This window comes from Candidatus Methylopumilus turicensis (assembly GCF_000953015.1).
Taxonomy (GTDB): domain Bacteria; phylum Pseudomonadota; class Gammaproteobacteria; order Burkholderiales; family Methylophilaceae; genus Methylopumilus_A; species Methylopumilus_A turicensis.
Genome location: NZ_LN794158.1, coordinates 810,385 through 831,549, shown reverse-complemented (window position 1 = coordinate 831,549; position 21,165 = coordinate 810,385). Strand labels below are relative to the sequence as shown.

The window sequence follows — 21,165 nt, the reverse complement described above, 5'->3', positions numbered from 1 at the left end:
CGAGCGCAAAATGCAAGCTGACAACCAAGCAAATATTTGGCGCAATCAATTAAGAGACACACAAACCATCCTTCGTGATGACTTTTTTGAGCACAAAAACACAAGAAAACTGTTAACCCAGCAATCCAAGCTTGTTGATGGTGTATTAAAAGATATTTGGGCGCGATTTGGTTTAAACCAATCCGTCAGTCTAGTGGCCGTTGGCGGCTATGGGCGCGGCGAGCTTTTTCCCTACTCCGACGTTGATTTACTGATCCTTCTACCCAACAACGCAGACCAATCAATCAATGAACGCGTAACGAGCACGATAGGCTTGTTTTGGGATATTGGGTTGGCTGTCGGTCACAGCGTTCGCAACTTGGATGAATGCCTTGCAGAAGCTCAAAAGGATGTGACCGTTCAAACCAACCTGCTGGAATCAAGGTTAATTGCTGGCGACTCATCTCTATTTTCAAGCTTCCAAACACAAATGGTTGAAGCAAATGATTCGCGTGCTTTTTTCAGTGCAAAACTTCATGAACAAGAACAACGCCATGCACGTTTTGATGACACAGCATACAACCTAGAACCAAACATCAAAGAAAGTCCTGGTGGCTTACGTGATCTACAAATCATTCTATGGATTGCCCGTAGCCTTAAGCTAGGTGAAGACTGGCGATCACTTGTGACCCATGGTCTGATTAGCCAGTCAGAACTTCGTCAAATTCGCAAGCATGAGCAGCACTTACAAATGCTGCGCATCCGCTTGCATTACATGGCAAAACGCAGGGAAGACCGACTAATTTTTGATGTACAGAATGAGCTGGCAGATGCCTTAGGCTTTAGTAATACAAAACGCTACCGCGCCAGTGAACAGCTGATGCGAGATTATTATAAAAGCGCAAAAGCGGTAGGATTGTTTAACGAAATACTCCTTAAGCTCCTCAAGGAGTTGGCAGCACCTGAAACCATCTCGGTAGAGCCGATTAATGAAAGATTTGACGCCTGCAACGGGCTCTTAAGTGCCAAATCCAACACGCTTATTCAGCGCAACCCCAAATGTATTTTTGAAATATTCGCGCTCATGCAACAGCGACCAGAAATTACTGGAATGAGTGCTAACCTTCTAAGAACTTTGCAGCGCGTAAAAAACTTAGTCAACAAAGACTTTCGTCAAGACCCCGAAAATAAAGCGCTATTTATACAGATGCTAAAGTATCCGAGCGGTGTCACTAATGTGCTTAAAAGCATGAACCGCTATGGCATTCTCGGTAAATACATTCCAGCTTTTGGACGAATCGTGGGCCAAATGCAGCATGATTTATTTCATGTATACACCGTCGATGAACATATTCTCCATGTGTTGGAAAATTTACAACGATTCTCCATTGGCGAATTTGGTCATGAATTTCCATTATGTAGCAAACTGCACTCAAGTTTTGACCAGCCATATTTGCTTTACTTGGCGGCGCTATTTCATGACATTGCAAAAGGACGTGGTGGCGACCATTCAAAGTTAGGTAGTCTGGATGCGAGCCGTTTTTGTAAGCAGCATGGGCTTTCTCGAGCGGATACAAGGCTGGTGTCTTGGATGGTTGAGTCTCATTTAACGATGTCGAGTACAGCGCAAAAACATGACTTATCAGATCCCCAGGTGATTGAAGATTTCGCAGTACTTGTTGTTGATATCCGCCATCTTACAGCCCTATACCTCCTAACAGTTGCTGACATTAGGGGGACTAGCCCAAAAGTTTGGAATGCTTGGAAAGCTAAATTACTTGAAACCTTATTTTTGTTGACGCAACGGCTCCTAAGTGGAGATGCTTATGAGACAAAGGACGAGTTGACTGCACGTAAAAAAGAGGCTCAGGCAACGCTGAGTCATTACAGCATTATGGAAAGATCCTATCAGCCTCTTTGGGATCAGTTTGGCGAGCAGTACTTCCTTAGACATACTGGACAGGAAATTGCTTGGCATAGTCGATTGTTAATAGCACACTTGAATACCGATGAGCCGATTGTAAGAGCAAGACTTAGTCCTTCTGGAGATGGTATTCAGGTAATGATCTACACCCCTGACCGTGATGATTTGTTTGCCTGTATTTGTGGCGTATTCGAGAGAATGGGATATACCGTTGTTGAAGCAAAAATTCATACCACTAAAAACGCTTATGCATTGGATAGCTTTTTAGTTTTAGATCAAAACGATAGGTCTGTAAGTTATCGAGACTTATTAAGTTATATTGAGTATGAGCTTGGCAACAGTTTACGCAATAAGACCCCGCTAATCGCACCTGCAAAAGGTCGCTTGAGTCGTCAGGTCAAACATATGCCTATTAAATCAAGCATTATGGTTGAAAGCGTTGCTGAGTCGAATAATCATAAGATTGAAATTGTGGCTGGGGATCGCCCAGGTTTATTATCGACGATTGCACATGCCTTCTTTACGCATGAAGTTAAAATTCAAACGGCAAAGATTAATACCTTGGGTAAGCGGGCTGAAGACGTATTTTTAATCTCCGGCAAGCATGGCGAGAAACTGAGTGAAACGACAGCCCAAGCCCTTCAAGACTCACTTAAGGAAAGTTTTAATTAGGCTAGATGGTTTGATTTGGAAATTAATTCACGAAGTTCGGATGGATGATTAATAGCAAAATTTGCCCCCCAATCCATTGGGCGGTCAGATTTGTCTAAATAACCCCACAACGCTACCACTGTCTTCATACCAGCTGCATTGCCCGCCTCAATATCTCGCTCAGCATCTCCCACGAAGAAACACTCGCTCGGCACAACAGATGCTTGCTCACATGCCAAAAATAAAGTGTCAGGCGCTGGCTTTGGTGCTGCTGCATCATCGCCACACACTAAACAAGCCATCGAATGAATTAAGTGCATTGAGTCAATTAATGGCGCAGCAAAGCGTCGTGGTTTATTCGTCACAACACCCCAAGAAACGCCCGACTGTTCCAAAACGGTCAATAGCTCACTCACGCCATCAAAAAAGGCTGGTGAGCGATTAAAGACCTGATGATATAAATCTAAATACTCGATGCGCATTTCCTCAAATGACTTATCGTCCGGTGTTAAGCCGAAACCAAGACCTAAGAGCCCTTTTGATCCATGCGATGCATAAGGACGTATAGCCTCCATTGTTAATGGCGCTAATCCATGACGCTCTCGCTGTAAATTAAGTGCAAATCCTAAGTCAGGTGCAGTATCAACAAGCGTTCCATCTAAATCAAATAAAATCATCGTAATGGCTTAATGGTGTGAATGAGATAGTTAACAGAAGTATCCTGACCTAAGGAATAATGATCCGTTAATGGGTTATAACCCATGCCCCTAAGTTGATTAATATCCAATCCCGCATGACGCGCCCAAGCAGATAACTCTGAGGGTTTAATGAACTTCTGATACTCATGCGTGCCTTTAGGAAGCATTTTTAGAACATATTCCGCACCGATCACCGCGAATAAATAAGCCTTGGGATTGCGATTGATGGTGGAAAAGAACACTGATCCACCTGGTTTGACTAAAGAAGCGCATGCCCTAACAATGGCTTCTGGATCTGGCACATGTTCAAGCATCTCCATACATGTCACCACATCAAAACTTTCGGGCTGCTCCCCGGCAAGGTCTTCAGCGGAAATAAGTCGATAGTCCACCTTCGAGCCAGATTCAAGCTGATGAAGCTGTGCAACTTTTAAGGCTTTATCACCTAAATCAATCCCAGTAACAATTGCACCTTTTTCATCCATGGATTCAGAGAGAATACCCCCGCCACAGCCAATATCGAGGACTCGCTTGCCATTCAGGCTCACTAATTCATCAATAAAATTTAAGCGTAAGGGGTTAATGGCATGCAATGGCTTAAATTCACTCGTCTTATCCCACCATCGGTGAGCGAGGGTTGCAAATTTTTCAAGCTCTGCTGGATCAGCATTTAAGCCTTGTGTTGATTGAGTTTCGATTGCCATAGCAATGCAATTTCCTTTAATTCATTAGGTTCAATATTGGCAAATAGCCCTGACAACTGATTTGAGCGCTCAAATCGTAAATCACCAGCCACCCAAACATGGCTCACGTGTTCACGACCACAGACATAGATCAAATGGGATAGAGGGTCAAAACATGGCAAAGTTTCCACATCAGCAATCCTTACTGCAGTTAAATCCGCCAATTTACCGACTTCAATTGAACCGATTTGATCATCTAAACCTAGAGCCCTAGCTCCATTGATGGTTGACATCTCAAGCGCTTTTGAGGCTGGTATAGAGGTGGCATCCTCGGAAGTTGCTTTTGCCAATAAAGCGGCCATGCGCATCTCGGCAAACATGTCCTGTCGATTATTGCTTGCTGCCCCATCGGTCCCTAGACCAACATTAATCCCTGCGTTTGATAACTGAGTAATCGGCGCGATACCACTGGCTAACTTCGCATTAGAGGTCGGACAGTGCGCGACATGACTTCCATAAGCACTCAGTAAACTGAGATCCTCATCATCCATGTGCACGCAATGTGCCGCTGTCAGATTGGGGCCGAGCAGTCCCAGATTCGCCATGCGTTTAATGGGTCTAACCCCATGCTTTTCAATGCTTTCAGCAACCTCCGCCTTCGTTTCATGCAGATGGGTATGAATGCCTAATCCCAACTGCTCAGCGTAGGTAATGATCTTCTCAAAAGTTGAGTCAGCAACGGTATAAGGCGCATGTGGCGACATGCTTGCTGACAGTAAAGGATGTCCGCGCCACGTGTCGCGAATAAGAAGCCCCTTTTCTATATAGTCATCTGCATTACTCGCGTAACTAGTAGGAAACTCTAAGATAACCAAGCCCAGTTGTGCTCGCATACCAGCCTGCATAGCAGCCTCGGCAGTGGCCTGAGGATAAAAGTACATATCATTAAAACAAGTAACGCCACCCGCCAACATCTCAGCACAACCAAATAATGCACTATCGCGGACAAAACGTTCAGAAACTACTTGCTGCTCAGCTGGCCATATATGATTGTGCAACCATGGCATAAGTGGAATGTCATCCGCTAGGCCTCGCATAAGGGTCATTGCGGCATGTGTATGTAGGTTAATCAATCCTGGAATAAGCAGTTGATCTGAAAGGCTAATCGTTTGCTTAGCGCAGTACTTGGATCGCGCCGAATCTATGGGTGTGAGATCAACAATTATTCCCTGATGAATAATCACTGCAGCATGTTCAAGAATTTGATTTCGAGGAATAACGGGGACTATCCATCGTGCCTCGAGGATCAAATCAACATTTATTTTATTGGAGTCGGTCATATTTTCCACGTTTGCAATCACCAAGAGTCGGGTGATTGAGTCTTCATCGTATGTCACTCAGCTCACTTATCCAAAATGATTGGCTTGCTATGCATTGAGTAACGCTTACATATTCTAGTGCAACTGATTTTTAATGCGCTTAACTTTGCTTATATCAAGACCAAATACTCTTTGATTTTGTTCACATAGCGCCCCTCTAAAACCCAGATATGATGGGTCAGCTATTAAGAGTTGATTAATATGTTCAGCTTGAATAGAGCCTGCTAGTCCTGTAATTAATCCTAACATTTTTGATTGGCGCACAAATTCAGCAAGCTGATCCACATCTAGATAACTGAGCAAGTGCCCATTGGTTTTGTCTGCGGTATCTAACATCACCCCATAAAACCCTGCATTTGCAAAAAGTGCTAGCGAGTCTAGCATTAAATTTAATTTCGGTTGCTCATCAGAAAATAAAACGGCTATCAGCTTGTTATGAGTGCTTAAGGGCTTCAAAGCCTTTAAACATTCAGTGTGATGGTCTCGCCCAAAAAAACCTATTTTGACAATATCAACCCCTGTTGCAATCATGGCGCTACTTGCTTCAAAAATGATATCAGGATCCATTGGCAAATCTCCAATGGTTGCACTGACTGCGGAGCGTTGATTAATGGTCAGAACGATCTCTTTGACCAAGGCATGGTTAAGAGCACCAAGAGCGCCAAGAGCAGGATTTTTTAAGTCGATCATATCAACCCCAGCCTCAAGCGCAATTAAAGCCTCCTCGACGCTTGCAACACTTGCCAACATCTTCACTGAAATCTGTTGCTTAAGCAATATGCCCCCCTGAAATCTGCGCTTGATGATTTTCAACGGCTTCCACTAACCACTTCCAAGCCTCAATCTCACGATGGCTTCCCGTTTTTTCTATGGCAATCCCAAGGTAGCTCATTTCTTGCGTAATTTTTTCTAGTGGCAACATGTTTAATCTGCTGACTAAAACACATAACTCAATGACAGCAGCTTGCGCACGGTTATAACCCTGAAAGGCTTTAAGCATTTCCTCTTTGATCACTCTAAAATAGAGATTAGGACGCACTTGATCATCCTCGACTTTCACCAATTCAAGTGACTGATAAGAAAGTGCTGATGCAAGTATTAAAGCGCTTCCTATTGTCTGAACAGGCCAGTTGCGTCGCCCAGTCAATACACCTGCAAATACTCTTACGTCATCTGTCATATTAATGGTGGCAGACCGACCACTCATTAAGTTGTCTAAACTTAATGACGGCCTGAAAGGCGCAATCAGGATCAAGCCATTTCTTTCACGCACCCCAAAAGGCGCAATGTGGGCAGCGCCATTTTCACATTCAGTAATGAGAATAATCTCATTAATTTTGTCCGAGGTTTTCATTGAAGCGCTCATTACTTTTGCTTTTTTTCTTTCATTGATGCTTCTCTGTGTGCAGTTTTTCCAGACTGGTCACTCTTGTGGGTATTAATACCCCATTCCAGCTCCTCATCTTGGGTATATCGTTTTTGTAACTGCCATGCAATTTGTGCCCTTGCTAGCTCAACGCCTAAATAAAAAGCATGTGACGCATCATCTTCAACCTTTAAATGCGGATAAAGTTTAAAAGGATCCACGTCGGTTAACATGCCGTCGCGATTGTAGATATGTAATCCATCTTTGCTTACTTGAATCCTAAAACTAGGATCTTTGATTTGCGCTGCAAATGCTGCAACTTCATCCGGTGAGTAAGTAAATGGACGTCTGTCATGCAAACCCAATAGTCCAGAGGTGTAGTCGCGAGGCAAACGATTTTCCTCTCGCGAAGCATACATCATGCGCCTTGCTATATCGGCCTCAGCAACCGCATTGATTGCATGCGGACTCACTGATGTCGCTAAGACTGCATTAATGCGCAGTTCAGTAATAATGCCAAATAAAATCGCATTAATTCCAGTGGTGTCCGCATCGGTCAGCTCAGTGATATTTCCAACCCCCATCATAATTTCAATCTCTGGATAGCGCTTGCGAAGCTTTTGATATCGCACAATAGACTCAGTGAATCCAAATGGAATAGGATCTAAAATTGCGTCGGCAATAAATGGCTTACCTATTTTTTTCATACCCTCGATTGCACGATACAGAGATGGCAAGCTACCAGATTTGGCAGGAATTAATATCGGAATTGCATCCACTTCTTGTGCAATCCATAGGGAATGCTCTGTCAAACTCAGCAAGAAGTCAGCACCAGTTCTCCCTGCCAATAAAAGATCATCCGCATTGAGAGAGTCAACACTGACTTTTAACCCCGTTTTCTTTAGTAATTTTATTGCGTCTGCTAAATGGGGAAAAGGCGTATTGGGTAAACAGCCTAGATCAATGATATTAGCCCCTTGGGCTTTAAAGTGAAGGGCACGCGCCAAAATATCATCAAGACTGAGCTGAGGGGCGTCGACAATCTCAGCAAAAATATTAACTTCATACTTTGTTAGGTCTGGCACCTTACCTCCTCGGCCGAAATACTGTGGCAGGTCTTTCAAATCCACAGGGCCTCGCGCAACAGGCACGCCATATTTGTCTTCAAGTATTGTGAGGTCTCCACAACATAACCCAGGCACAATCACTTGAGTCGCATCACCGACATCTTGAAGTCGCCTTGCAATCAATTCGGGCGTCATTAGGGCAGCAACAGAAACGCCGATTTGAGTAACGCGATATTTAAAAGGGGTTGGCTGTATGCTTGCCAATACCTGCTGCAAGCTTTTTTCGGCCAACTTGCCAGTTAAAAAGAGGAGGCTTTCAGACACGCTAATCTTGCTTGAATCGCGCTATCGAGTTGTTGCATATTCTCGACGACTGTTGTTTCTTCGAATGCTTTGAGTTTTGCCGTGTTTTCCAAGTCAATCCTTCTTGGATAGACTTTTACCATATTATTGCGAGGCGCTTCTGATTCAACCTCTTCCTCAGTATCACATGCAAAAACAATATTGGGTACTCGGCACTTCCCTGCTTGGGCAAAAATATTTGTGACTAAATTGTCTGAAATCCCATAGACCATTTTTGCCACGGTATTTGAAGTTGTTGGTGCAATAACTACCGTGTGATACGCGCCACGGTAAAACAACTCAACTGGAACAGCACTGGCTGTTTTGTCTTGATAAACTTTACCGACATTATGGTGATAACCATATTGCTGAAGGATCTCAGCAGCCGCTTTGCTCAAAAAAAGATCGACATCTTCAAGCTTGTTAAAAATGTCGATACATTCCCGCAAATAATGACCTGAGCCAGTTAGAGCCCATGCCATACGTTGTTTTTGAACTGGCTTCATCAAGCACCAAATGGATGGCGCAATACGATGGTTTCATCACGCTCAGGCCCTGTTGAGACAATATCAACAGGCACTTCGCATAAACTCTCTAGACGTTTGAGGTAATTCCGTGCATTCAACGGCAAATCTTCCCAACGATTGACGCCAAAAGTGTTTTCAGTCCAGCCTGGCAAAGGCTCGTAAATTGGCTGACATCTTGCAACATCATCTGCGCCAACCGGCAACATATCGACTATTTTTCCGTCTAGTTTGTAACCCGTGCAAATTTGTAATTCGTGAATACCATCCAACACATCAAGCTTGGTAATGCATAGTCCTGATAAGCCATTAATTCTTGCGGAACGACGTAAAGCAGCGGCATCAAACCAGCCACAACGACGCTTGCGTTTGGTCACCGTTCCAATCTCTTGGCCCTTAACTGACATTTGAGTGCCGGGGGCTCCTTCAGAGTCAATATCTAACTCGCTTGGGAAAGGGCCACCGCCAACGCGGGTTGTGTAGGCTTTAGTAATACCTATTACATAGTGCAGCATACTCGGGCCAACACCCGTTCCAGCTGATGCCTGTCCCGATACGCAGTTGCTTGAAGTGACATATGGGTAGGTGCCATGATCGACATCTAATAATGTTCCCTGCGCACCTTCAAATAATAGATTTTGACCCGCTTTGTTTGCCTCATAGAGCGCTGCAGAGATGTCAGCAACCATTGGTTTGATATGTTCAGCTTTCGCTAGTGCAGAATCTAATTGCTGATTAAAGTCAACAGCTTCCGCACCAAGGTAATGAGTTAAGACAAAGTTATGATAGTCCAATACATCGCGTAGCTTTTCGCCAAACTGTTCTGGATAGAATAAGTCATACAAACGTAAAGCACGTCTGGCAACCTTATCTTCGTAAGTTGGACCTATCCCCTTACCTGTCGTACCAATTTTCTTCTCAGCGCCACGTTTTAGTTCACGCGCGACATCTAAACGTACGTGATAATCTAAAATTAATGGACAACCTGGACTCACCTTTAGACGATTTTTAACTTCCAAACCACCATCTTCAAGTTCTTTAATCTCTTTGAGTAAATGACCAGCATCAAGGACTACGCCATTACCGATATAGCAATTCACCCCTGTGCGAACGATACCAGAAGGCACTAGGTTAAGTTTGTAAATACGCTGCTCGCTACCTTGCCCAACTACAAGCGTATGACCAGCATTATGACCGCCTTGAAAACGCACAACACCTTGCGCGTGGTCTGTTAACCAGTCAACAATTTTCCCCTTACCTTCGTCACCCCATTGGGTACCAATAACAACTACATTTTTAGCCATAATTTACCTAGTAATTTTTAAGTGCTTTTTTTAATTGTGTACTGCTAATTTTTTTGCTGACTTTTTAAAGTCTTTTGTTCGATTAAATAGATCTACGCGGCCACAACTTGCCACTGGCCTGCCTGGTGAATCAATCTCCTGTCACACCCTAACTCTTTTTCGTGCGCATCATGACCTGGGAGCGCTTGAATAACTCTCTCACCAGAAGTTCTTAATGCTTCAATCTTGTTCAATAACTCAGGGTCATATCCGTATGGAGCCAGTATTGCTTTTGTAGATGTATGCGTTGGTAACGATTTAACTAACCCTCGGAGATCAAGACTAAAGCCAGTCGCCGGACGTGCACGCCCAAAAGCTTGGCCGACCTCATCATAGCGACCACCAAAAGCTAATGGCCCAGCATAGCCCTGTGCGTAAGCAGCAAACACCATACCACTATGATAGTGATAGCCCCGAAGTTCGGCTAAATCGAAACTAATCCCAACACCCAAATCAGCGAGGGCATTGGCAACTTGTTGGAGATCATTGAGTGCCTGTTTGATTTTAGGGGATTTTGGAAGGTCCCTTAAGGCATTATCCAACACACTGACATCACCATTCAGTTCCGTCAGTCGACATAAAGCCTCGCGAATATCAGCATCGAAATCCTTAGTCAGGAATCTTAGCTCTGTTTTGTCTTTACTTTGCAAAGCTTCATAAATTGACTGCTTTAATAAGTCATTTGCATGGGTATTAATCATTAAGCTATCAAAAATACCCACGTGACTGAAGTCGATTTGTAATGCATTCACGTTAGCAGCTTGAAGTGTTTTCACCATTAAGCGTTGAATTTCAATATCAGCTTCAATCCCCGCATGGCCAAACAATTCAGCACCCAACTGCATAGGCTGTCGCGTTTGGGCAAGTCCGCTAGGATTTGTTCGTAAAACGCTCCCAGCATAACAAAGTCTGGTGACCCCTTGGTTGTTAAGCATATGGGCATCAATGCGAGCGGCTTGAGGAGTAATATCAGCGCGAACACCCATGAGGCGGCCTGTCAGCTGATCAACCACCTTAAAGGTCGCCAAGTCTAAGTCATGACCAACGCCAGTGATAAGTGATTCTAGGTATTCCAACATCGGCGGCATGACAAGCTGATAGCCATTAACATCTAACAAATCAAGCAAAGATCTGCGAAAAATCTCTATCTGACTTGCTTCAATAGGGAGTACATCTTCGATATATTCGGGAAGTAACCAATTACGCATAAAAACTCAAATCAATTATTTTTTTGCGCCAGAGTTGCGCATGTATTTTAAAAAGTCAGAGCTTGGCTCAAGCACCATGACATCGCTTTTGCTCTTGAAGCTATTACGATACGCTTCAAGACTTCGATAAAAGGCATAAAACTCAGGACTTTTACCATAAGCAGCTGAATAAATAGCGGCAGCCTTAGCATCGCCCTCACCCTTCACGCGTTGCGCCTCTTTAAACGCTTCTGCCACAATGACTTCACGCTGTCTGTCCGCATCGGCGCGGATTTTTTCCGCAGCAGCAGAACCTTCTGAACGCAACTGATTCGCAACTCCTTTACGTTCCGCTTCCATTCGGTCGTAAACGGAATTGCTCACATTTTCAGGCAAATCAACACGCTTGATACGAACATCCAGCACTTGGATGCCAATTTGTCGGGAGTCGCGGTCAGCACGTTGACGTAAGATTTCCATAATTTGACCGCGTTCACCAGAAACAACATCATGGATCGTTCTCTTGCCGAATTCCGCACGAAGTCCATCATTCACTGTTTGCGATAAACGACGCTCTGCTTGCACTTCATCGCCTTTGACAGAAACGTAATATTTTTGGGGGTCAATAATGCGCCACTTAACAAAAGAATCCACCAGTACGTTTTTTTTCTCGCTAGTGATAAAACGGTCAGGTTCCTCCCAGTTGAGGGTCAAAATTCGATTGTCAAAATAGACCACGTTATCAACAAAAGGAACTTTAAAGTATAAGCCCGGTGTTTTCTCAATCGCTACAACCTCACCAAGGCGTTTCACCAAAGCATATTCACGTTGGTCCACTGTAAATGCTGAAGCACTGACTACAATCACTAAAATCAAAAAACCAAAAAATATAGCGCCTAAATTTCTCATATCAATTCTCATCCTTATCTACTGTCGCGTTCGCGACTGCGCGACGAATTTCGAACTTTGGCATCTGTGGTAGTTTCAGCCGCTGCTGGCGCTCCAGGCACATCAGTATTCACTGGTGGTGCATTTGCAGCAGTTGCCGCAATCAGTTTGTCTAGCGGTAAATAAAGTAAGCTATTGCCGTTTTTTTGATCAACGATCACTTTGCTGACGCTCGACATAATCTGCTCTTGTGCATCGAGATACATGCGAGAGCGCGTGACCTCTGGTGCGTGTTGGTATTGAGCAAAGATTTGATTGAAGCGGCTTGCATTACCTTGCGCCTCATTTTCAACTCTTAATTTGTAACCATTGGCTTCTTGCAATAATCTTGAGGCTGTTCCGCGTGCTTTTGGTATCACATCGTTTGCGTAAGCCTGACCCTCATTTTTTTGACGCTCTAAATCTTGCTTAGCCTTAACCGCGTCCTCAAAAGCAGCTTGAACTTGTTCTGGAGGCTGAGCGTTTTGCATCGTTACACTCACTACGTTAATGCCAGTCTTGTAACGATCCAGTACTTCTTGCATTAGCTTTTTGGTGTTGATTGAGACTTCATCACGCCCTTCATACAAAGCAAAGTCAAGCTTGCTTTTACCAACAACTTCTCGAATGGCTGTTTCAGCAATACCTCGCACAGCCTCTTCCGCGCTTCGATTGTTAAAAAGCGTCTCTTCAACGTTCTTAAGGTTGTATTGCACAGCGAATTGCAAGTCAATAATGTTTTCGTCATCCGTCAGCATGAGCGATTCGTTGAGCTGCTTGCTTCGTCCAGTGCTACCTTCCGCTGAGCGATATCCGATTTCAATGGTGCGCACTTGCTCCATATTAACAACTGTAACTGACTCAAAAGGAAAAGGCATGTGCCAACGTGGGCCAGGAAAGGATGTTTCGACGTGTTTGCCGAATCGTAAAACTACCCCACGGGAACCTTGGTCGACAATGTAAAAGCCGGTTGCAATCCATACTAGCCCAATTAAACCAAGTATCGGTAGTGCTGAAATTTTAGGTTTGTCGTTTGACTCCCCACCCGTCTCAGGAGTTTGCCCAAATAAAGATTTTAATTTACGACTAAACTGACGCATAACCTCGTCTAAATCAGGTGGGCCTTCATTGTTACGATTGCCCCAGCCAAGATCGTTTGCCATTTAAAACTCCGATAAATCAATAAATTAAAGGTATGCCGCTTCAGTTGTTCTGTAGTCGTACAAGCGTTGCTGATGTTCTTTTAATGCTTGCTCTAGGTACTGCAAGCCGGCACCAGTTTTTGCTGAAATCAACACTTTGCAAATTCTACCATATTCATCCCGCTCCAAGCCCGCCTGTAACCCTGCACGATCAATTTGATTCATGACTAAAATTTGAGCAACGTCCTGAGCCCCAATTTCACCAAGCACCTTGTTGACTTGTTCAATTTGCTCATCGCGATTGGTGCTTGCTGAATCTACAATATGTAGTAACAGGTCAGATTGAACAGACTCTTCGAGCGTCGCCCCAAAAGCTTCTACTAAGGCATGGGGTAGATGTTTAATAAAACCCACCGTATCAGAAATGACCATTGCGCCAGCATCAGGAATGTAAAGCTTGCGCGAGGTAGTATCTAAGGTTGCAAATAACTGATCTGCAGCGAGCACTTTAGACTGTGTTAGACGATTAAATAAGGTAGATTTGCCAGCGTTGGTATAACCAACCAGTGACACCGACATCACTTGGGATCGCTGACGAGAACGTCGTTGCATTCCACGCTGTTGTTTGAGTTTATCAAGCTTTTCACGGAGTTGCTTAACCCGAACTCGCAACATCCGCCGATCAAGTTCAAGTTGAGTTTCACCTGGCCCACCACGCACACCGATGCCGCCTTTTTGACGCTCCAAATGGGTCCATCCACGGACTAGGCGTGTAGAAAGATGCTCAAGTTGAGCAAGTTCTACCTGAAGTTTTCCCTCGTGACTCTTAGCGCGTTGAGCAAATATATCGAGAATTAGACCAGTGCGATCAGCCACTCGACACTCAAGTAGACGTTCTAAATTTCGTTGTTGTGAGGGACTTAGATCATGATTGAATACAACAGCGCGTGATTCAGTGGCTTTTACCATTTCAGCCAGTTCTTCCGCTTTTCCAGAACCTAAATAAAGCTTGGCGTCAGGTTTGTCTCGTTTACCCTCAACAACGCCGCGAATGTTAATACCGGCACTGATTGCGAGCTGTTTGAGTTCCTCGAGGCTCTCTTCATACCCCGACTCACCAAAGTCCAAACTAACTAATATGGCATCACTACTAGTTTCTGGTCGATCAAGCATTGCGATACAACGTCATTAAATTTTTATCCATCAAAAATACAAAAAACACTACTCTTCGACGACTCCAGTTGGAATGCTGACAGCGCGGCCTGGAACAATAGTAGAAATGGCATGTTTGTATACCATTTGAGTGACTGTGTTTTTGAGCAAAATCACGTATTGATCAAATGAATCAACCTGACCTTGTAACTTAATCCCGTTAACGAGATAGATCGACACAGGGACATGTTCCTTACGTAATGCATTTAAAAATGGGTCTTGTAACAACTGCCCTTTAGGAGTCATGTTTTCACCTTTTCTTGGTAATGTTTAAATTAAAACAATCAGCTTAGTATTTTACTCATGTACTAAGACTATCAGTATATGCCGTTCGTTCTCAATTTATTCAAATATGTTTAAGCGCAAAAAGCTGACATACGTTTAAGTGTTTCTTCTTTACCTAACAATTGCATCACAGCATCAACGCTTGGTGACTGACCACCGCCTGTTACCATCACACGAAGCGGCATTGCCACTTTAGGAAACTTCAATTCATTTTTTACGACTGTTTGCTCAATCACATGATGAATCGCTTCAACAGTCCAATCAATTTCAGTTAGCTCAGCGAGCATCGTTTTCATCATCGGCATAATGTCTGGTGTTAAATGCTTTTCTGCCGCTGCTGCATCTAATGAAGGCTGACTATAGAAGTAGTCAATGCTTGCAGCTAAGTCGTTAAGCGTATTTGCACGGTCACGATAAAGCGCAATCACACCATTCAAATCGGGACCGCCTTCAGTTTTGATGCCTTTGGCTAAAAGACGTTTTTGAATGTCAGTAGCCAGTACTATTAAGTCTGCTTGCTTAATGTAGTGCGCATTAACCCAGTTTAATTTTTCAGTATTAAATTGCGCTGCTGATGGCGTAATGTGGTCCAAATCGAACCACTCGCAGAATTGTTCCATGCTGAAAATTTCATCATCACCATGAGACCAGCCTAAGCGCGCTAAGTAATTCAATACCGCTTCAGGCAAATAGCCATCATCGTCATATTGCATCACACTCACTGCGCCGTGTCGTTTAGATAGCTTTTGACCATCATCACCCAAAATCATGGATAAATGAGCGTACTGAGGAATGGTCGCACCTAGTGCTTTAAGCATATTGATTTGGCGAGGTGTGTTATTCACATGGTCATCACCACGTATCACTTGGGTAATGCCCATTTCCCAGTCATCAACCACCACACAAAAGTTGTAAGTGGGTGTGCCGTCGCCGCGAGCAATAATCAAATCATCTAGCTCTTCATTTGAGATGGCAATATGGCCTTTAACCATATCATTCCATTCTACCAAGCCTGTTTTTGGGTTTTTAAAGCGCACAACTGGTTGCACACCAGGAGGAACCTCGGGAAGCGTCTTGGCATCTTCAGGTCTCCAGCGACCATCGTAGCGTGGCTTGATACCATCCTGCATCTGACGTTCGCGCAAAGCATCTAATTCTTCTTTGCTTGAATAACAAAGATAAGCACTGCCCTCAGTCAGCATTTTTTGGATAATTTCTTTGTATCGATCCATGCGTTGCATTTGATAGAAAGGACCCTCGTCCCACTCCAAACCTAACCATGACATGCCATCTAAAATCGCTTGTACTGCTTCAGGGGTTGAGCGTGCCACATCGGTATCTTCGATACGAAGAATGAACTGACCTTTGTGCTTGCGGGCGTAAGCCCAGGAGAATAAAGCGGTACGTGCGCCGCCAATATGAAGGAAACCAGTAGGACTTGGGGCAAAACGTGTGCGAACAGTCATTATTTTGATTATCTTTGCTTGAATTCAGTGATTAAGATTTAATCTAGATTTTATCATGCCAGCCTTGGAGCATGAAGCAAACAGAAGTTGTTTGACTAAAAAAGTCTAGCCGTGATTTAACGACTCATGATTTAATCTGTGCTCGTTTAAAACAGATTAAGAATAATATGCCTCAAGATATAAGCGACATCCTTGGCTATAGTGCTGCTTTCCTCACGACCATTGCTTTTGCCCCGCAAGCTTACCAATCATGGAAAACACGCAACCTTGAAGGCATCTCATTGCCGATGTATAGCCTTTTTACCACAGGCGTAGCGCTTTGGTTCTTTTATGGATTAACGATCCATAGCATGCCGGTGATTATCGCCAACGCCATCACCTTGGTACTATCAGCCATCGTGCTTGCATTGAAAATTCAGCAAGTCCTCAAAAAAAAGTAACTATTTAGCGGCTACCCAACCCCCGCCAAGCGCCTTAAATAACTCCACCGTTGAAGTTAGCCTTGCTTGGCGACTTTGCACAAAAGCTAATGAGGCGTCGTTAAAAACGCGCTGCGCATCCAGCACTTCTAAATAACCTGTGTAGCCTGACTTATAGCGATTATTTGCGATTTCTAATGCTTTGCTAGCAGATGACTGACTTGCGTTAAGCGCTGCTTCACGCTCTGTGTTTTGGCGAACATTCACCAAAGCATCATTCACCTCAGTGAATGCATTTTGAACAGCGCGCTCATAACTCCCCAGCAATTGCTTCTTCGCTGCTGTCGCTTGATCCACTTTTGAACTTAATCGGCCAGAATCAAACACCGGAAGATTTAAACTCAAGCCACCATTCCAGATTCTGGCGGCAGATTTCAATACGTCACCCAAGTCTTTACTTTCACCACCCAAACCAGCTGTGAGCGAAATCGTTGGGAATAAAGCAGCTTTAGCCACCCCGATTTTTGCATTAGCAGCGATTAAGTTCTGCTCAGCTTGGCGGACGTCAGGACGCGCTTCCAATAGTGTTGATGGCATGCCGACAGGCGGAACAGGTGGGATAGGTAAGGACTTAATATCCCCCGCCGCAATATTCAAGTCTAAATCACCTGTGAGCACGGCCAACTGATGCTGAATAATAGCCCGTTGACGAGTTAAATCAGCCAATTGTGCTTTGAGATTGTTGTAAGCCACCTCAGCCTGATGCACATCCAGCGCTGAAGATACACCGCCTTCTAGGCGACGCTGAGTTAATGCAAGGCTATCTTCACGACTTTTCATACTTGCTTTAGAAAGCTCAATTTGCGCTTCCAAACTGCGTAGCAATAAGTAGTCACCTGTTACCAAACTTTTAAGCGATAAATCAACGGTGTCTCTGGCAAATCTTGAAGCTAAAGCTTGGGCTTTGGCTGACTCTTGCGCACGGCGAAATTTTCCCCAAAAATCCAATTCAAAAGTCGTGCCTAACCTGACATTAAAATTGCTTCTGGTTGGGCTCATGCCTTTAAACATAGGCACAGCACCCAACTCCGTCACCCTGAAACGATTTCCGCTTGAATCAAGATTCACTTGGGGAAATAAGGCTGCGCCCACTTCGCGCATGAAGCCATCAGCTTCTTCTATACGTGCCACCGCAATCTTAAGGTCAGTATTATTTTTACTGGCTTTTGCAATCAAGTCATTGAGCACCTCATCGTTATAAAGCGTCCACCATTGATTACTTATTGCCTCTGAAGCATCAGTCGTTTGTTCTTCTTGGTAGCTAGCAGGCAAAGCTTGCTTAGGTCTAAAATAATCGGGGCCGACCATCTGACAAGCCACCAAACTGAATGCCGGCAGTGCTACAGACAATCTAATTAGCTGTTTTAATTTCATTGAGTTTCTTTCTCTTGCAATTCTTCCTTGCCAACATGGCCATGCTGTCTGACGTGTTTGCCGCTCAGCCATGTAAAGAACAGAGGAATAAAAATAGTGGCAATAAAAGTGGCTAGTATCATGCCGCCAAATACACCTGTGCCCATAGAACGGCGCGCTGCAGCACCAGCACCTGTCGCAACAACCAATGGCAAGATACCAAGTACAAAAGCCATCGAAGTCATCACAATCGGTCTAAAACGCAACCTAGCAGCTTCAAGCGCAGCTTGTGCAACCGGCATGCCTTCTTCCATTTTTTGCTCGGCAAATTCCACAATCAGAATCGCATTCTTTGCGGCCAAGCCAATCAAGGTAATTAAACCGATTTGGAAGTAAATGTCATTCGGCATACCGCGCAGGAGAACCGCTAACAGCGCACCTGCAAGCGCAAACGGCACCGCCATAATCACTGCCAATGGCAATGCCCAAGTTTCAAATTGCGCCGCCAAAATCAGGAACACCATAATGATGGCAAAGCCAAAAGCATATAGCGCCGCAGAGCCTGTGCGCTTCTCTTGATAGGCCTGGCCTGTCCAAGCTATTTTGTAGCCATCTGGTAAGTTTTCCTTAGCGATCCGTTCAACTGTTTTAATCGCATCACCAGAACTCACGCCTGGCGCACCACTGCCAAACACTTTGGCAGAGAGCAAGCCGTTATAACGCTCCAACTGCTCTGCACCAACAATATTGCTAACCTTGCTCAATGCTGAAAGTGGAATCATATTGCCGCCTTGACTACGCACATATACCTTACCCAAGTCTTCAGGGTTCATACGGAACTCAGGCTCCGCTTGTAATTGAACACGGTATGTACGGCCATTACGGTTAAAGTCATTCACATAAAAAGCGCCCATCGTACTTTGTAAGGTTGCGTAAATATCAGCAATTCGGACACCTTGTGAAAGCGCCTTTGCCTCATCCACCTCAATTAAAAGCTGTGGCACTGTCGGACGGAAAAATGAATTTAAGCCTGTTAATGTTGGCTCAGCACGCATGGCATCAATAAAGCCGTTCATGACCGCTGCAAGCTTGATCGGGTCAGTATCGCGTTGACTTTGTACGTAGACTTCAAAGCCACCAGCTGAGCCTAAACCGCGTATCGCAGGTGGATTAACGGCTATCGCCAAGCCATCTGGCTGACTCATACCAATTCCAAACAATTTCCCCACAATATCAGTCGCACTTGTTTCGCGCGCTTTCCAATCCTTGAGGCGCACAAACATGGTCGCTGAGTTAGTTTTATTTGCACCTGTGAGCAATTCAAAACCATTCACCGCAAACTCATGTGCCACAGCTGGATCGTGGGCTATCGCGGACCTAATGGCTTCTGTGGTTTTGGATGTGCGGTTCAATGTCGCCCCGTCAGGCATGATGACAATAGTCACCACGTAGCCTTGATCTTCAGCAGGCACAAAGCTACCCGGCACCTGTCTGAACAACACCGCAACGATTGCCACAATCACGGCAAACACTAACCCACCAACCACTTTATGATTAAGCGTTTTGCTTACAGTGCCAGTATAGAAATTAGTCATGCGCCCGAAGCCGTGATTGAATTTTCTGAAAAAGGCATTTTCAGTATTGGATTTCTTCAAAATCATGGCGCAAAGCGCTGGTGTCAGTGTGAGCGCAACAATGCCTGAAATCACCACAGCAATCGCTACTGTCACCGCAAATTGTCTATACAGCTCACCCGCAATGCCGCCTTGGAACGCTACTGGCACAAACACGGCGCAAAGAACGAGCACAATCGCCACAACTGCCGCAGACACCTGACTAATTGACTTAATTGCAGCAGGCAGTGGCGCCATATTCTCTTCGGTCATCAAGCGCTCGGTATTTTCGAGCACCACAATCGCATCATCCACAACAATACCAATCGCCAAAATCATGGCAAATAAGGTAAGTAAATTGATAGAAAAGCCAAACAGGTAGAGTCCAGCAAAAGTTCCGATTAAAGAAATAGGCACGGCAATGATAGGAATGAGCGTAGCGCGCCAGCTTTGTAAGAATAAAAAGACTACCAACACCACCAATATCAAAGCTTCTGCAAAGGTATGGAATACCTCGTTAATGGTCGCCTTAACAAAATCGCTCGTATCGTAAGGGATACTATATTGCATGCCATCTGGGAATTGTGCTTTCAGCTCTTCCATCTTTAGCTTGATATTTTTAGCAGTATCAAGCGCATTTGCACCTGTTTGTAAAAAGATAGGTATGGCAACACCTGGCGTGCCATCAAGCGTTGAAGCTACGTTGTAGTTTTGAGCCCCAAGCTCAATGCGTGCAACGTCTTTTAGATACAGAACGCCATTAGGGCCATCAGCTCTGATAATGACATTGCCAAACTGCTCTGGGTCAACCAAGCGACCTTTTGCTGTGACGGTATAAACCAACTGCTGAGAAGGTGGCGCTGGCTCTTGGCCGATCTTACCCGCCGCATATTGATTATTTTGCGCAGTAATCGCATTCGATATATCTGTTGTACTCACACCAAGTTGTGCCATGCGATCTGGACGAAGCCAAACGCGCATAGAGTAATCTTGCCCACCGAAGATTGCTGCATCGCCAACGCCTTTAACGCGCTTCATTTCATCCATGACATTCAGCGTGGCGTAATTGCTAAGGAATAGACGATTATGGTTTTTGTCTTTTGAAGTAAGCATCACCACAAGCAAAATATCGTTCGATTTTTTTTGAACAATTAAGCCGTTACGACGAACTTCATCAGGCAAACGAGGCGTTGCAATATTGACGCGATTGCTGACGTTAAATGTTGCTTGGTCAACGTTGGTGCCAATCTCAAAAGTGGCTGTAATGACCAAGGTACCGCTGGAGTCAGCGCTAGAGTTGAAATATAGCAAGTTATCAACACCACTTAACTGCTCTTCAATTGGCGCAGCAACGGTTTTAGATAATGTATCGGCGCTTGCACCAGGATAAACCGCGGTAATCGTCACCGTTGGCGGCGCAATTTGTGGGTATTGTGCGACTGGCAGCTTAAATGCCGCCGCTAAGCCAGCCAGCACAATAATAATAGATAGCACCGACGCAAAAATTGGCCGAGTAATAAAAAATCGTGTGAAGTTTTTCATATT

The 21,165-nt window shown here is 44.5% G+C and carries 18 protein-coding genes; 2 read left to right on the top strand and 16 right to left on the bottom strand.

All coding sequences use genetic code 11. The features are described from left to right. The first annotated feature begins 10 nt into the window (after window positions 1-10). Entirely contained in the window at window positions 11-2,575 is a 2,565-nt protein-coding gene (locus BN1209_RS04215) for a [protein-PII] uridylyltransferase (RefSeq protein WP_045751093.1), read from the top strand. Here BN1209_RS04215 and BN1209_RS04210 read toward each other — a convergent pair. The 14 genes from BN1209_RS04210 to gltX form a co-directional block, all read right to left on the bottom strand. After that, window positions 2,572-3,231, bottom strand: a complete 660-nt coding sequence (locus tag BN1209_RS04210) for an HAD family hydrolase (RefSeq protein ID WP_045751092.1) — start codon at window positions 3,229-3,231, stop codon at window positions 2,572-2,574. The genes BN1209_RS04215 and BN1209_RS04210 overlap by 4 nt on opposite strands. After that, window positions 3,228-3,956, bottom strand: coding sequence for a bifunctional 2-polyprenyl-6-hydroxyphenol methylase/3-demethylubiquinol 3-O-methyltransferase UbiG (gene ubiG, locus BN1209_RS04205; protein WP_045751091.1), 729 nt, complete (start codon window positions 3,954-3,956; stop codon window positions 3,228-3,230). The genes BN1209_RS04210 and ubiG overlap by 4 nt, the downstream gene beginning before the upstream one ends. Further along, window positions 3,923-5,275 carry a TRZ/ATZ family hydrolase gene (locus BN1209_RS04200; RefSeq protein WP_045751959.1) on the bottom strand — a complete coding sequence of 451 codons (1,353 nt, stop codon included), beginning with the start codon at window positions 5,273-5,275 and terminating at the stop codon, window positions 3,923-3,925. The genes ubiG and BN1209_RS04200 overlap by 34 nt, the downstream gene beginning before the upstream one ends. A gap of 114 nt (window positions 5,276-5,389) precedes the next feature. Beyond that, on the bottom strand, window positions 5,390-6,064 hold the full coding sequence (locus BN1209_RS04195; protein WP_045751090.1) for a (5-formylfuran-3-yl)methyl phosphate synthase: 675 nt from the start codon (window positions 6,062-6,064) through the stop codon (window positions 5,390-5,392). Between the two features lie 19 nt (window positions 6,065-6,083). Continuing rightward, window positions 6,084-6,680, bottom strand: a complete 597-nt coding sequence (locus BN1209_RS04190) for a DUF447 domain-containing protein (protein ID WP_082048390.1) — start codon at window positions 6,678-6,680, stop codon at window positions 6,084-6,086. Continuing rightward, on the bottom strand, window positions 6,680-8,071 hold the full coding sequence (locus BN1209_RS04185) for a DUF6513 domain-containing protein (protein WP_045751089.1): 1,392 nt from the start codon (window positions 8,069-8,071) through the stop codon (window positions 6,680-6,682). Before BN1209_RS04185 ends, BN1209_RS04190 begins: the two co-directional genes overlap by 1 nt. Then, on the bottom strand, window positions 8,047-8,595 hold the full coding sequence (locus BN1209_RS04180; protein WP_045751088.1) for a flavoprotein: 549 nt from the start codon (window positions 8,593-8,595) through the stop codon (window positions 8,047-8,049). The genes BN1209_RS04185 and BN1209_RS04180 overlap by 25 nt, the downstream gene beginning before the upstream one ends. Then, window positions 8,595-9,917, bottom strand: coding sequence for an adenylosuccinate synthase (locus BN1209_RS04175; RefSeq protein ID WP_045751087.1), 1,323 nt, complete (start codon window positions 9,915-9,917; stop codon window positions 8,595-8,597). Before BN1209_RS04175 ends, BN1209_RS04180 begins: the two co-directional genes overlap by 1 nt. A gap of 92 nt (window positions 9,918-10,009) precedes the next feature. After that, on the bottom strand, window positions 10,010-11,164 hold the full coding sequence (locus BN1209_RS04170; protein ID WP_045751086.1) for an ATP phosphoribosyltransferase regulatory subunit: 1,155 nt from the start codon (window positions 11,162-11,164) through the stop codon (window positions 10,010-10,012). A gap of 15 nt (window positions 11,165-11,179) precedes the next feature. Further along, window positions 11,180-12,052, bottom strand: a complete 873-nt coding sequence (gene hflC / locus BN1209_RS04165) for a protease modulator HflC (protein ID WP_045751085.1) — start codon at window positions 12,050-12,052, stop codon at window positions 11,180-11,182. A gap of 14 nt (window positions 12,053-12,066) precedes the next feature. Beyond that, a complete protein-coding gene (gene hflK, locus BN1209_RS04160; RefSeq protein ID WP_045751084.1) occupies window positions 12,067-13,233 on the bottom strand; it encodes an FtsH protease activity modulator HflK in 1,167 nt (388 codons plus the stop codon). Between the two features lie 24 nt (window positions 13,234-13,257). Next, a complete protein-coding gene (hflX, locus tag BN1209_RS04155; RefSeq protein WP_045751083.1) occupies window positions 13,258-14,385 on the bottom strand; it encodes a GTPase HflX in 1,128 nt (375 codons plus the stop codon). Between the two features lie 48 nt (window positions 14,386-14,433). Further along, on the bottom strand, window positions 14,434-14,670 hold the full coding sequence (gene hfq / locus BN1209_RS04150; RefSeq protein ID WP_045751082.1) for an RNA chaperone Hfq: 237 nt from the start codon (window positions 14,668-14,670) through the stop codon (window positions 14,434-14,436). A 110-nt stretch (window positions 14,671-14,780) separates the two neighbouring features. Beyond that, on the bottom strand, window positions 14,781-16,175 hold the full coding sequence (gene gltX / locus BN1209_RS04145; protein ID WP_045751081.1) for a glutamate--tRNA ligase: 1,395 nt from the start codon (window positions 16,173-16,175) through the stop codon (window positions 14,781-14,783). A 167-nt stretch (window positions 16,176-16,342) separates the two neighbouring features. On the opposite strand from gltX, the gene BN1209_RS04140 reads away from it, so the two are divergent. Then, window positions 16,343-16,615, top strand: a complete 273-nt coding sequence (locus BN1209_RS04140; protein ID WP_045751080.1) for a SemiSWEET transporter — start codon at window positions 16,343-16,345, stop codon at window positions 16,613-16,615. Here BN1209_RS04140 and BN1209_RS04135 read toward each other — a convergent pair whose 3' ends face one another. Next, window positions 16,616-18,028: an efflux transporter outer membrane subunit gene (locus BN1209_RS04135; protein ID WP_045751079.1), complete on the bottom strand. Its 1,413-nt coding sequence runs from the start codon at window positions 18,026-18,028 to the stop codon at window positions 16,616-16,618. Then, window positions 18,025-21,162 carry an efflux RND transporter permease subunit gene (locus tag BN1209_RS04130; protein WP_045751078.1) on the bottom strand — a complete coding sequence of 1,046 codons (3,138 nt, stop codon included), beginning with the start codon at window positions 21,160-21,162 and terminating at the stop codon, window positions 18,025-18,027. The genes BN1209_RS04135 and BN1209_RS04130 overlap by 4 nt, the downstream gene beginning before the upstream one ends. Between the last annotated feature and the right edge of the window lie 3 nt (window positions 21,163-21,165).